General features: G+C 73.8%; 11 protein-coding genes. 7 read left to right on the plus strand and 4 right to left on the minus strand.

The genetic code is table 11. The annotated features are described in order from the left end of the window. Positions 1–47: 47 nt before the first annotated feature. Complete coding sequence (locus GFH48_RS35145) at positions 48–749, minus strand: response regulator (RefSeq protein ID WP_153292097.1); 702 nt, start codon at positions 747–749, stop codon at positions 48–50. Between the two features lie 222 nt (positions 750–971). Continuing rightward, complete coding sequence (locus GFH48_RS35150) at positions 972–1,436, minus strand: cyclic nucleotide-binding domain-containing protein (RefSeq protein ID WP_153292098.1); 465 nt, start codon at positions 1,434–1,436, stop codon at positions 972–974. Between the two features lie 553 nt (positions 1,437–1,989). On the opposite strand from GFH48_RS35150, the gene GFH48_RS35155 reads away from it, so the two are divergent. The 6 genes from GFH48_RS35155 to GFH48_RS35180 all read left to right on the plus strand — a co-directional run bounded on the left by GFH48_RS35155 (position 1,990) and on the right by GFH48_RS35180 (position 9,047). Further along, positions 1,990–2,679 carry a helix-turn-helix domain-containing protein gene (locus tag GFH48_RS35155; RefSeq protein ID WP_153292099.1) on the plus strand — a complete coding sequence of 230 codons (690 nt, stop codon included), beginning with the start codon at positions 1,990–1,992 and terminating at the stop codon, positions 2,677–2,679. Continuing rightward, complete coding sequence (locus GFH48_RS35160; RefSeq protein WP_153293264.1) at positions 2,679–3,119, plus strand: pyridoxamine 5'-phosphate oxidase family protein; 441 nt, start codon at positions 2,679–2,681, stop codon at positions 3,117–3,119. Before GFH48_RS35155 ends, GFH48_RS35160 begins: the two co-directional genes overlap by 1 nt. A gap of 61 nt (positions 3,120–3,180) precedes the next feature. Next, positions 3,181–4,104, plus strand: coding sequence for a carbamate kinase (locus tag GFH48_RS35165; protein ID WP_153292100.1), 924 nt, complete (start codon positions 3,181–3,183; stop codon positions 4,102–4,104). Positions 4,105–4,304: 200 nt separating this feature from the next. Next, positions 4,305–5,804, plus strand: coding sequence for an FUSC family protein (locus GFH48_RS35170; RefSeq protein ID WP_153292101.1), 1,500 nt, complete (start codon positions 4,305–4,307; stop codon positions 5,802–5,804). 1,027 nt (positions 5,805–6,831) lie between these two features. Then, on the plus strand, positions 6,832–7,938 hold the full coding sequence (locus GFH48_RS39550) for a nitric oxide synthase oxygenase (RefSeq protein ID WP_228121442.1): 1,107 nt from the start codon (positions 6,832–6,834) through the stop codon (positions 7,936–7,938). A gap of 62 nt (positions 7,939–8,000) precedes the next feature. Next, complete coding sequence (locus GFH48_RS35180) at positions 8,001–9,047, plus strand: lactonase family protein (RefSeq protein WP_153292103.1); 1,047 nt, start codon at positions 8,001–8,003, stop codon at positions 9,045–9,047. 337 nt (positions 9,048–9,384) lie between these two features. Here the strand turns inward: GFH48_RS35180 and GFH48_RS35185 are convergent, their stop codons facing one another. Both GFH48_RS35185 and GFH48_RS35190 read right to left on the minus strand, forming a co-directional pair. After that, positions 9,385–10,308 (minus strand): sirohydrochlorin chelatase, encoded by a 924-nt coding sequence (locus GFH48_RS35185; RefSeq protein ID WP_153292104.1) that lies wholly within the window; start codon positions 10,306–10,308, stop codon positions 9,385–9,387. Positions 10,309–10,558: 250 nt separating this feature from the next. After that, entirely contained in the window at positions 10,559–11,236 is a 678-nt protein-coding gene (locus tag GFH48_RS35190; protein WP_153292105.1) for a uracil-DNA glycosylase, read from the minus strand. Between the two features lie 574 nt (positions 11,237–11,810). Here GFH48_RS35190 and GFH48_RS35195 point away from each other — a divergent pair. After that, positions 11,811–12,398 carry an Rv1733c family protein gene (locus GFH48_RS35195; RefSeq protein WP_153292106.1) on the plus strand — a complete coding sequence of 196 codons (588 nt, stop codon included), beginning with the start codon at positions 11,811–11,813 and terminating at the stop codon, positions 12,396–12,398. Positions 12,399–12,408 lie beyond the last annotated feature (10 nt).

Here is a 12,408-nt window from a genome sequence, read left to right on the forward strand (position 1 = left end):
GTGCGCGGGCGCGTCGGGGGAGTTCCGCGCCTCTGCCGGACCTGGGGTCAGCGGGCGGAGCGGCGCGGGGCATCCGGATTCTCCAGGTGGCTGACCAGGACCGCCGCCTGGACACGGCGCTGGACACCGAGTTTGGCCAGCAGCCGGGAGATGTGGTTCTTCACCGTCTTCTCGGACAGATACAGCTTCCCGCCGATCTCCCGGTTGGTGAGCCCGTCCCCGATGAGGGCGAGAATGTCCCGCTCACGGGGCGAGAGACCGGCGAGCTCGGGAGCGAGCGCCGTTTTCCCGGTGGGGTCGGCGCGCAGCGACCGCATCAGCCGGGCGGTCGTGGTCGGGTCCAGCATCGACTGGCCCGAGGCGACCGTGCGCACCGCCGAGACCAGGTCGGAGCCCTTGATCTGCTTGAGCACATAGCCCGCGGCACCCGCCATGATCGCGTCGAGCAGCGCCTCCTCGTCGTCGAAGGACGTCAGCATCAGACAGGCCAGCTCCGGCATCCGACCGCGCAGCTCGCGGCAGACACTGATCCCGTCGCCGTCCGGCAGGCGTACGTCGAGCACCGCCACGTGCGGACGCAGGGCCGGGCCGCGCGCCAGCGCGTGTTCCACGCTGCCCGCGTCACCGACCACCGAGATGTCCGGCTCGGCGTCCAGGAGATCGGTCAGGCCACGGCGTACGACCTCGTGGTCGTCCAGCAGAAAGACCCGGATCGGGTTCTGTTCCGTGAAGGCACGCGCCTCGGCCATGACGACCCCTTCGTTCGTTTTCCCCGGCGGACGGCGGACGGCGGACGGCGGACGGCGGACGGCGGACGGCGGACGGCGGACCGCGGGTCTCGGACCGCTCCCGGGAGGACCCGCGCCCCGGACGACGAGCGGGCCGTGACGACGATCATCGTCTTCCGGGGCCGGCCGCGCCAGGGCCGACCGGTCCAACCCCGGCGTCGCGGCCTCCGGGGAGTGACGGTGTCAGCCGAACGGGCCACTGCCGTAGGGCGCGTACAGGTCCAGGAGCCGGGTCCTGGCCGCCCGCAGCCGACGGCCGACGGTGTCCCCCACCCACTCGGCCACCGCCAGTCCCAGTGCCGGATCGTCCTGGCACATGGCCCGCACTTCCCCGGCGTCGAACTCGAACGCGCGCACAGGGCTCGTCGTCTCGGCGCCGAGATGCCAGACGTGGGGCGCGAACAGCCAGGACCAGCCGATGAGTTCGTTGTGTCCGAGCGTCTCGATGACGGCCGCGCGACGACCCGGTACGCGCAGGTCGAGCGCGACCGTGCCGGTCCGGATGATCCAGAACCGGTCGGCGCGCCTGCCCTCCTCGAAGAGACGGGTTCCCTGGGGGAACGACACGTCACGGGCGAGACGCATCAGATGTTCGCGGTGTTCGACGGGCAGTGCCCGCGGCTGGGTGAATGTGGGAGAAGCGTTCATGTCCTTGTCTCCTCCGTGCTGCTGTGTCTTCCTGACGCGCGGCCGAACCGCATCCACACTCTCCCCGTCCCGCGGCCGATGCCAGGGGCCACCCGGCCCCGAGGACCGGGCCGCACGGCATCGGCCGGCACCTCCGTCACGGGCCGTGCGCGCCCCCCGGACCGGGGGTGACCGGTCAGGCCCTCGCCGACGTGCCGGTCACCGGTCGAGGTGATCCCGCACGACCGCCCGCCGGCCTGTTCGCCGTTCGCCGTGGCCGCGCGGGGGCCTGCCCCGTCCGGTACGGCGATGGGGTCCGACCGGCCCAAGCGGACGGCGTCGCACGCGGTCACGCTGGACGTACGAGGCCGCCCCGCACTTCCGTATCCGGGCGGTAGGTCACGACGATCGGAGCCCCAGGGCAGGAGACGAGCAGGGCTCCGCACGGTCGGTCACGGCGATCGGGGCCCCCGGGACAGGAGACGACCAAGGCCTCCCGGAGGAAGCGACGGCCGGAGTCCCCGCAGGAAGAGACGACCAGGGCCTCCCGGCAGGAAGAGAAGAAGTGAAGGCCATGTCCCAAGAGATCCCGTCGAACACGCTGTCACCGGCAGCGGACAGCGCGCAGGGCGACATCGGGCGCCGTATCGCCCAACGACGTGAGGAACTGGGCCTCACCAGGGAGGAGACGGCCGCCCGGGCGGGCACGGCACCCGGCTACATCAAGTACATCGAGGACCAGCCCTTGGCCGCACCGGGCATCGGCGTGCTCATCCGGCTCGCCGACGTCCTGGGGACCAGCGTGACGGCCCTGCGTGGCGGCGGCGCCGATCTGCCGCCCGGTGTCGGCCGGGCCGCCCGCCACCCCGAACTGATGGTGCTCGACACCGAGGAGTGCCGGGCCCGGCTGTCGACGCACGGTGTCGGAAGGCTGGCCGTGGACACGCCCAGCGGCCCGTACATCGGCCCGCTGAACTACAGCGTCGTGGACGGCGCGGTGGTGTGCAGGACGGCGCCCGGCTCGATACCGGCCGCCGCCGACGGAGCCCTGGTCGCCTTCGAGGTCGACCACATCGACGAGGCGCTGAGCCAGGGCTGGAGCGTGCTCGTCCGCGGCAGGGCCCGTACGGTGACGGACCCGGCCGCCGTACGCAGGCTGGAGGAACTCGCGTACAGCGCTCCCTGGGTGGGCGGGGAGGGACTGGTGTGGCTGTCCATCGACACCGCCGACATCTCCGGACGCCGGATCAAAGTTGACGGGTGATGTATCCCGACGACGGCTTCCGCGAACTGGGCCGGCAGGAGTGTCTCGTCCTGCTGGTCAGGGCACCCCTGGGCCGTATCGTGCACACGCGCCACGCCCTGCCCGCGGTGCTGCCGCTCAACTTCTCCCTGGACGCCGACTCCGCCGTACTGGTGCGGACCGCGGCGGACTCGGATCTGGCCCGTGCGGTCGACGGCGTGGTCGTGGCCTTCGAGGCGGACGAGGTCGACGTCCGTGCGCGCTCCGGCTGGAGCGTCGTCGTCACCGGCCGCGCGACGGTGGTGACCGACCCGGCCGAGCACGGCAGGCTGTCCCGCACCGGCCCCCGCTCCTGGGTGGCCTCGCCCCGCGACGTCTTCATCCGTATCGAACCCGAACTGGTGACCGGCCGTGCACTCGTCGGAGGACGCACGGCGTACGGAGCGGACCTCTCCCTCTGAGCCTCTGAGTCTCCGAGGGCCCGAACCTCCGGGAACGACCGGCCCCGAGAAGGACAGACCCATGCGCATCGTCGTGGCGCTCGGCGGAAACGCCCTGCTGCACCGGGGTGAACGCCCCGACGCGGCCGTTCAGGAGGCGAACGTCGACCGGGTCACCACCGCGCTCGCCGCCCTCGCCCACGAGCACGAGATCGTCATCACGCACGGCAACGGACCCCAGCTCGGCCTGCTCGCCGCCGAGAGCGCGGCCGACCCCGCCCTGAGCGTCCCTTACCCGCTGGACCTCCTCGGTGCCCAGACCCAGGGCATGATCGGCTCCCTGCTGGCCCGCAGCCTGCACGACGCCCTGCCCGGCCGCCGGATCGCCGTACTGGTCACCCACACGCTCGTGCGCGCCGACGACCCGGCCTTCGACCACCCCGCGAAGTTCGTCGGCCAGGTGTACCCACCGGACGTGGCGTCGTCTCTCGCCGCCGGGCGCGGCTGGCACTTCGCCGCGCACGGCACGGGCCGGCGTCGCGTCGTGCCCTCCCCGGAGCCCGAGCGGGTGTGCGAGACCGACATTGTCCATGAGCTGCTGACGGGCGGCACACTCGTCATCTGCGCCGGCGGCGGAGGCGTACCCGTCACCGCGGACCGGGACACCGGCGCGCTGACCGGCGTGGAGGCCGTCGTCGACAAGGACCTCACGGCGGCGCTGCTCGCCGAGGACCTGGAGGCCGACTTCCTGCTCATCCTCACCGACGTGCCCTGCGTGTACTCCGGCTACCGCACCCCCGGGCAGCGGCCCCTCCTCGGCGCCACGCCCGGCGAGCTGCGCGGGGGTGGCTTCACCGGGGGCCCGATGGGTCCGAAGGCCGAGGCCGCCGCACGTTTCGTCGAGCGCACCGGCGGACCGGCCGCGATCGGCGCCCTGGACGCGGCGTACGAGATCGTCCACGGCAGATCGGGCACGCTCGTGCGGCCGGACCTGCCCGTCGAGTGACACGTCGTCCACCGGGTGGTCCGTTGGTTCATCCGTGGCACAGTGCGAGGTGGTTCGAGTGGGCCAATGGTTCACCAGATCCGACCCGTGTTGAGCCAGGTGAGCCATGGATGGTCTGATGTCCTTATCGACGGCGCTGCGGAATCCCGCGGCGCCTTTTCCATGCCGGTTCGGCCGGGCGGTGGTGAGAGGGCGGGGCAGTGCTCAAGAGGGTGTTCATGGCGCCGGATCCGGGGCGGCTGCGGCTGCGCAACGCCTCCCGGGCCGTCCTCGGCATCGGCCTGGCGGTGACCCTGTGCGGCCTGGCGGGCCGGGGGCTCGTGGGAGCCGTGGCCGGCGGACTCGCCGCGCTGCTGGCCCTCTTCACGGTGACCGACGCGACCGTGCGGGGGCAGGCCGTCACGACGGCCCTGCTCCCCGTCGTGGGCTTCCCCGTCCTCGCCGTCGCCGCCGTGCTGCACGGCCATCCGGTGGCGAGGGACCTGGTCTTCCTCGCGGTCGTCGGCGCCGGCGTGTACGCGCGGCGCTGGGGGCCGCGCGGCCACTCCCTGGGTGTGTTCGCGTTCATGACCTTCTTCATGACGCAGTTCCTGCATGCCGTTCCCCGGCAGCTGGCCGGGCTGTACGTCGCGGTGCTGCTCTCCCTGCTGGCTTCCTCGCTGGTGCGCTTCGGCCTGTGGTGCTTCGAGAGGCGGCTGCCGCCCGGCACCACGCCCCCCGCTCCGCACGGGAGGGGGTGGGCGAGGCCGACCACCCGTCAGGCGTTCCAGGCGACCGTGGGCGCCGCCTTCGCGCTGGTGGTGGGCCAGTGGCTGTCCGGGGACCGCTGGTACTGGGCCGTGGGCGCCACCTGGTGGATCTTCGTGAACACCGCCTCGCGCGGCGAGACGCTGGTGCGCGGCTTCCGCCGGGTCCTCGGCACGGTGCTGGGCATGGTCCTGGGCCTCGTCGTCGCGTTGCCCCTGCACGGCGCGCCGGTCCCCAGCACCGTTCTCGTCGCGGTGTGCGTCTTCGGGATCTTCTACGCGGCCGCCGTCTCGTACACCTGGATGATGCTCGCGGTGACGCTGATGGCCGAATCGCTCTACGGTCTGCTCGGTGTGCTGGACCCGGGTCTGATCGTGCTGCGCCTCGCGGAGACCGGGGTCGGCGCGCTCGGCGCCGCGCTCGCGGTCGCGCTGGTCCTTCCTCTCACCACGCACACGGTCACCGACCGCTGGGTCGAGCGGGCCCTGCACGCGGTGCACGGCTGCACCGCGGCGGCGGCCGCGCGACTCGCGGGCGACGAGTCCGCGGACCCCGCACCCCATGCGGGGGAGCTCGAAGCACTTCTGGGGCGCGTACGGATGGCTCTCGCGCCCCTGGTGCATCCCCTGAACCCGATGCGCGGGCGCAAGGCGCGGGCCCGTCAGGTGCTCGCGCTGCTCGACGACTGCGCCCGTGAGGCGCACGGTCTCGCGGCCGTCGCCGGGGACCCGGACGCGTCCCACGACGCCCGTCTGACGGCTGCCTGCCGACGCGTGGAGGCGGCGGTGGAGTCCCTGGTCGGAGCGGTGCCGGGGCGCGCCCCGGGTGTCGACCCGGGTGTGCCGGGCCTGCACCCGGGCGCCGAGCAGGCGCTCGCCCACCTGCACGGCCTGGAACGGGCGCTGGTCGAGCTGGCCGCGCCGCTGCGCGGCTCCCGGCTCGCGCGTGCCTGACCCGGCATGTGCGTCCGGCATGAGCCGGGGGAAGCATCGGTGCCCCGGACGGGCGGATGTACAGGCCACCTGGATGGTGGATCACCGCGCGGCCCGGGTAACCCCGCGGCTATCAGACGCACGGTAGCCGCGGACCGTCGGGGAGCGGCCCGCGGACGGAGCCGCTGGGGGTGGCGCCATGCGGGACAGGTCGCGCGGAACCGGAGACGGTGAGCGCTTCGCGGACGAAGGGAGCGTGCAGGTGCCCGGCGGGCCGGGCGGATGGCTGGACCGCCTCCTGATCGGACCGCGGCGGGACGGCGAGCCCGACGACGAGCCGGACGCCCACCGGGACGGGCTTCGCGACGTCCACCGGGATCAGGGTTCCGATGTTCATCGGGAGGGGGTTTCGGACGTCCGCCGTGACGGACTTCGCGACGTCCACCGGGAGGGGTTTCCGGACGTCCACCGGGATCTGGGTTCCGATATACATCGGGAGGGGGTTTCGGACGTCCGCCGGGATCGGGGATCCGGCATCCACCGCGACCGGCTTTCCGACGTCCACCGGGACCGCCACGGGGACGCTCGCCGGGATCAGCCCTCTGGTGGCTGCCCGGACCAGCTCTCCGGCGGTCACCCGGATCGGCTCCCGGAAGGCCCCGGAGGCCGGCTTCCCGGTGGTCACCCGACGGAGCGCGCGGAACCCCGCCCGCCGCGGGCACGGGCCGGCACGGAACCTCGCACCCTCCCGGACGGGACGGTCACCGACCAGGCGGTCCCGGTCCCGGTCTCCGCCCCGGTCCCGGTCTCCGCCCCGGTCCCGGTCTCCGCCCCGGTCCCGGTCTCCGCCCCGGCCGCGGTCTCCGCCCCGGCGCCGGTGCCGGTGCCGGACATCCGCGGCCGGTTGGCGGACGGAGGCCGGACGGCCGAGGCGCGCTCCTGTCCGGTGCAGGCGGCGCGCCCGGAGCGAACGGTGCCGTGGACCGGCCCCGGGACACCCGGCGCGACGGAACGGACCCTCACGAGCCCCGGGCGGACGGCCTACGAACTGCTCGGCGCCGCCGCCGAGTTCCTCACCCTCCGGCACACCGAGCAACGCCTCGGCGACCCGTCCCGGCGTATCGCCGCCGCACGGGCGGAGATCGCGGAGACCGGCACGTACCGCCACACCACCGAGGAACTGGTCTTCGGCGCCCGCGTCGCCTGGCGCAACGCCAACCGGTGCATCGGGCGCCTGTACTGGCACTCCCTGCGCGTTCGCGACCGCAGGGAGGTGCGGACGGCGCGGGACGTCGCCGACGCCTCCGCGGACCATCTGCGGGAGGCCACCCGCGACGGCCGTATCCGGGCGCTCATCACGGTCTTCGCGCCGGACGGGCCGGGGCTCCCCGGCCCGCGGATCTGGAACGAACAGCTCATCCGCTACGCCGGCTACGCGCGCCCCGACGGGAGCGTGACCGGCGACCCGCGCAACGCCGGCCTCACCGCGCTCGCCCGGCGGCTCGGCTGGCCCGGCGGCCCGGGCACCCCCTTCGACGTCCTGCCCCTGGTGGTCCAGGGCGCCGGTGAGGGGCCCCGCTGGTTCACACTGCCGGACGACGCGGTGCGCGAAGTACGGCTGGAACACCCCGAACACACCTGGTGGCGCTCGCTGGGGCTGCGCTGGCACGCCGTGCCCGCGCTGGCCAACATGTGTCTGGAGATCGGCGGCATCTGCTACCCGGCGGCCCCCTTCAACGGCTGGTACATGGGCACCGAGATAGGCGCGCGCAACCTCGCCGACGCCGACCGCTACGACCTCCTCCCGTTCCTCGCCGAGCGCCTCGGCCTCGACACCCGCACCGACCGCTCCCTGTGGAAGGACCGGACGCTGGTCGAACTCAACCGCTCGGTCCTGTACTCGTTCGACCGCGCGGGCGTCACCGTCACCGACCACCACACCGAGTCCCGGCACTTCCTCACCCACCTCGGCCGTGAGGAGCGCAAGGGCCGTCGCGTCGGCGCCGACTGGTCGTGGATCGTGCCGCCCATCTCGGGCAGCGCCACACCCGTCTTCCACCGCACCTACGAGACGCTGGAGCAGCGACCCGCGTACGTGCACCACCCCGAGGCGCACGATCGGGCGAGCGGCGGCGGAGGGGAGGTCCTGGTCTAGACCGCACGCCGCCGACTGCTACCGTCGGCCCCGGGCAACGCGGGGACCGAGAGGGGTCGGCAGTGGCAGACGGCGGCAGGCGGGAACAGCGGGCGTTCATCGGCTCGTTCACGGCGGCGGGGGGTCCGGGAGTCCTCACCGCGGCCGTGGACCGCGACAGCGGCGCGCTGACCCTCCTGAGCACGGTGGACGGGGTGCCCGACCCTTCGTACCTCGCGCTGTCGCCCGTCCACGACATGCTCTACGCGGTCAGCGAGACGGCCGACGGCGCGGTGGCCGCGTACCGCGTCGGCGGCGACAAGCCGGAGCCGGCCGGACCCCTGGTGCCGGTCGGCGGGAGCGGTCCGACGCATCTCAGCGTCTTCGCCGGACACGTCCTCACCGCCAACTACGGCTCCGGCAGCGTCACCGCCGTGCCCGTCCGCGCCGACGGCACGCTGGCCGGCGCCCCCGCGAGCGTGCTCCAGCACACCGGTTCCGGACCGCACACCCGGCGGCAGAAGGACCCGCACGCCCACCAGGTGCAGTCCGACCCGAGCGGGCGCTGGGCGGTGAGCGTCGACCTCGGTACGGACTCCGTGCGGGTGTGCACGCTGGAGGGCGGCAGGCTCGCGCTGCACCGGGAGTTCGCGCTGCGCCCCGGCTCCGGACCCCGCCACCTCGCCTTCCACCCCCGGGGCGAACACGCGTACGTGCTCAATGAACTCGCGCCCACCGTCACCGTGTGCCGCTGGAACGCCCTGGAGGGCTCGCTGCGGCCCGTCGGCGAGACGCCGGTGCTCACGGGTGTCCCGGACGGCGACGCGTACCCCTCGGGCATCGTGGTGTCGCCCGACGGCCGTTTCGTGTGGACCGCCACGCGGGGTCAGGACGCCGTCTCCGTCCTGATGCCCGACGCGACGGGCGAGGGGCTGCGGCTGGTCGCCACGGTGCCCTGTGGGGGCGTCTGGCCGCGTGCGCTGGCCCTCGACCCGTCCGGCCGCTTCCTCTACGTCGCCAACGAGCGTTCGGGGGACGTGACCTGGTTCGCCGTCGACCCGGACACGGGGGTGCCGCGACGGGCCGGCTCGGTGCCGGTTCCTGCGGCGTCCTGCGTGGTCTTCGGCTGACCGCCAACGGCCGTGCGGCTGACCGGTCGACGGCCGTGTGCCTGACGGTCGACGGCCGTGTGCTTGAGCGGCCACCGGTCACGGGCAGTGCGCTTGACCGGTCACCGGTCACCGGTCGTGCGGCTCCCCGGTTACCGGTCATCGGTCGTGCGGCTCGCAGGCCACCGGCCGTATGGCTGGGCGCGAGGTTCCGCGCACGCGTGGGCGGAGCCTCGCGTGGCCGGGTGTGAGGACGGGCGTGGCCGTCTGTGCCTGCGAGGACAGAGAGAGACGGAAGGGCCCGTTCCTGGGGATCAGGAGCGGGCCCTTCGGAGTGCGAGAGGTGGTACGGGGCCGGTCAGCGGACCGGCGCGCCCTGCGGCTGCTGAGGGGCGATGCCCAGCGCCGCCGTGTACTTGGCCAGCGCGAGCTTGCCGATCGCCGGGTACGGGCCGAGCGCCTCGGCGGCGGAGCAGCCCGCCTCCTTGGCGGCCTCGTCCAGCAGACCGGCGTCGATCTCCGGGCCGATCAGGTACGGCGCGAGCGCCAGTTGCTGGGAGCCGGAGCCGCGCAGCTGCTCGGCGGTGGCCGCGATCGCGCCCTCCTCGTCGAGGGCCGCCGCCATCACCGGCACGGCGAGGCGCGCGGCGAGCAGCATGCCGGTGATGCCGGCCGCCTGCACGGCCTCCTCGCCGCCCACGGAGGCGAGGATGATGCCGTCGGCGGCGGTGGCCACGGTGAACAGCCGGGCGCGGTCGGCGCGCGCCAGACCCGCCTCGGACAGCCGTACGTGCAGCGCCTCGGCGAGCAGCGGGTGGGGACCGAGGGCATCGGTCAGATCGGCCGCGACACGGCTGTCCATGACGGCCTGGCGGATCCGGCGCAGCAGCGCGTTGTCCGGACCGGCGAGCAGCGGCACCACGATGGCGACGGGCCCGTCGGGCTGGGACACGTCGGCGCCGGCGGCACGGGCCTGCTCGAAGCGGGCGGTGCGCTCCTCGGCGGCGCGCGCGAGGACGGACTGCAGCGTGGGGAAGTCGGCGTCGTCCCCGTCGAGGTACCCGATGCGGGCGTCGAGGCCGGGCAGCTCGGAGCGCGCGATGCTCACGACCTCCTCGGCGAGGCTGCGCGTGGCGGCGCTGGAGGTGCCCGGCACCGCGAGGACGAGCGCGGGCGCGCCCTCGGGAGCCGCCAGGGGCTCCGGGCGGCGGTGCCGTCCGGGCTGGCGGGGTCGCGGCATTCGTACTGGCAGGCCGGACGCGGGCCCAGTGGGGGAGCTCATGGCGCCGCATGTTACTGGTTTCTTGGGCTCCCCTGTTCGGGGAGGGTGCAGGTGAGCGGTTTCCGTCCGCTTTTGTCGGATGAGTTACGTGTGGATCAGAAATGATCAGTATTGCCGGACATGACCGCGTCGTGAATGAACGGTGAACGGGCCCCGGGTGAGGCCGACTTGGGCCCTGGCCTGCCCGGACGGACCGGGCGCCCGGCGCGGACCGGCACTCCCGGGACCCGGCCGGGCACGCCGGAGTGCGTCAGGGCAGGCGCCAGTCCACCGGCTGCGCTCCTTGGCCGCTCAGCAACTCGTTGGCGCGGCTGAAGGGGCGGGAGCCGAAGAAGCCGCGGTCCGCGGACATGGGCGAGGGATGCGCGGACTCCACGGCGGGCAGGTCGCCCAGCAGCGGGCGCACGTTACGGGCGTCACGGCCCCAAAGGATGGACACCAGTGGACGTCCGCGCGCGGCCAGCGCCCGGATCGCCTGCTCGGTGACCTCCTCCCAGCCCTTGCCCCGATGGGCGGCCGGGCTGCGCGGGGCCGTGGTCAGCGCCCTGTTGAGCAGCAGCACGCCCTGTCGGGTCCAGGGCGTCAGATCGCCGTTGGACGGCTGGGGCAGCCCCAGATCCGTGTTCAGCTCCCGGAAGATGTTGATCAGACTTCCCGGCAGCGGACGCACCTCCGGCGCCACCGAGAACGACAGTCCCACGGCGTGCCCCGGGGTCGGATAGGGGTCCTGCCCGACGACGAGGACGCGGACCTCGTCGAAGGGCTGCTGGAAGGCCCGTAGGACGTTCTGTCCGGCCGGGAGATAGGTGCGCCCCGCGGCGATCTCCGCACGGAGGAAGTCCCCCATCCCGGCGATCCGCCCGGCCACGGGTTCCAGGGCTTTCGCCCAGCCCGCTTCGACGATTTCATGCAAGGGTCGTGGTGCCACGGGCGTCACCCTACTGCCGTACACGCGACGGAGATCAACCGATGGCCCGAGGTCGCCCGGTGACGGCCTTCACGACCGACGCGCGCACCTCGCCGCCGAGGTCCCCGGAGTACGCGACCGCCGGGTCCGCGCCATGGGCGGGCGTCGCCCGGCGGGTCGCCCCGCCGCGCCGGTCCTCCCGAGACCGAAGTGGCCGCGTCCGGCGGGACCTTGTGCGCGCACCGGCCGAACTCCGCGGCGCGGCGGCGCCCCTGACCGATGAGAGCTTCTCCGCGTGCACCCACGACGAACAGTGCCTCGGGCATGGCGATCACCTCCACGACGACGACGTTGTCCCAGACATCCGCCAGTCTGCACCGCGGCACTGACAGTCCCCGCTGACCCGGTGTCGCCGCGGGCCACCAGGCGACAGCGAACGCCGAGGGCCCCTGCCGACGGTTCCTCGGCGGCGGGGTGGAGGGCGGGGAGCGCCGGAACGGACGTGTCGCCGGTCTCGTTGTGAGCATCGGAGGGGCCGAGCCCGTATGGGAGGGCGACGTGGCATGTCCGTACGGTCGTGAGGAGGACGCCGTTGATGGCGGCATTCCGTGGTCCGAAGGTTCCGAACGCGTGGCTGTGGAGATGGCGGCGCAATCCGCTGCGGCGTCGCAGTGACGCCCTGGAGGCCTGGATCGTGCTCGTCGCCGGAGCGCTCACCGTGCTCGGCGGGGTGCTGGTCGGCCTGCTGGCGACGCAGTCCGTGGAGCACGGGCTGGCCCGGCAGCGCACCGAGTGGCACTCGGTCCTGGCGCTGCTCGCCGACGACGTGCCGAAGCCGACCGCGTCGGCGACCGGCGCCGACATCGTGTGGGCGGAGGTCCGTTGGACCGCGGCGGACGGTTCGCCGCGTGCCGGCCAGGCGCGGGTCTCCGTCGGCAGTCGCGCGGGCACCCCGGTCACCGTGTGGACGGACGACGACGGACGGCTCGTCACCAGACCCGCCTCGCCCTCGCAGGCCCGGCTGCGCGCCTCGCTGGTCGGCATCCTGATGGGAGTGAGCGCCGCCGGCGTGCCGTTCATCGGCGGACGGCTCCTGCGCGGACACATGGAGCGGCGCCGCATGGACCGGTGGGACGAGGAGTGGCAGCGGATCGGGCCGCTGTGGGGACGGAAGACCGGCTGAGGACGGGCGT

The sequence above is a fragment of the Streptomyces fagopyri genome (assembly GCF_009498275.1).
Taxonomy (GTDB): Bacteria; Actinomycetota; Actinomycetes; order Streptomycetales; family Streptomycetaceae; genus Streptomyces; species Streptomyces fagopyri.

What these genes read in the sequence shown, in the direction of transcription:
- GFH48_RS35145 (WP_153292097.1), bottom strand. Translation starts at nt 749, where the DNA reads ATGGCCGAGGCGCGTGCCTTCACGGAACAGAACCCGATCCGGGTCTTT.
- GFH48_RS35150 (WP_153292098.1), bottom strand. Translation starts at nt 1,436, where the DNA reads ATGAACGCTTCTCCCACATTCACCCAGCCGCGGGCACTGCCCGTCGAA.
- GFH48_RS35155 (WP_153292099.1), top strand. Translation starts at nt 1,990, where the DNA reads ATGTCCCAAGAGATCCCGTCGAACACGCTGTCACCGGCAGCGGACAGC.
- GFH48_RS35160 (WP_153293264.1), top strand. Translation starts at nt 2,679, where the DNA reads ATGTATCCCGACGACGGCTTCCGCGAACTGGGCCGGCAGGAGTGTCTC.
- GFH48_RS35165 (WP_153292100.1), top strand. Translation starts at nt 3,181, where the DNA reads ATGCGCATCGTCGTGGCGCTCGGCGGAAACGCCCTGCTGCACCGGGGT.
- GFH48_RS35185 (WP_153292104.1), bottom strand. Translation starts at nt 10,308, where the DNA reads ATGAGCTCCCCCACTGGGCCCGCGTCCGGCCTGCCAGTACGAATGCCG.
- GFH48_RS35195 (WP_153292106.1), top strand. Translation starts at nt 11,811, where the DNA reads ATGGCGGCATTCCGTGGTCCGAAGGTTCCGAACGCGTGGCTGTGGAGA.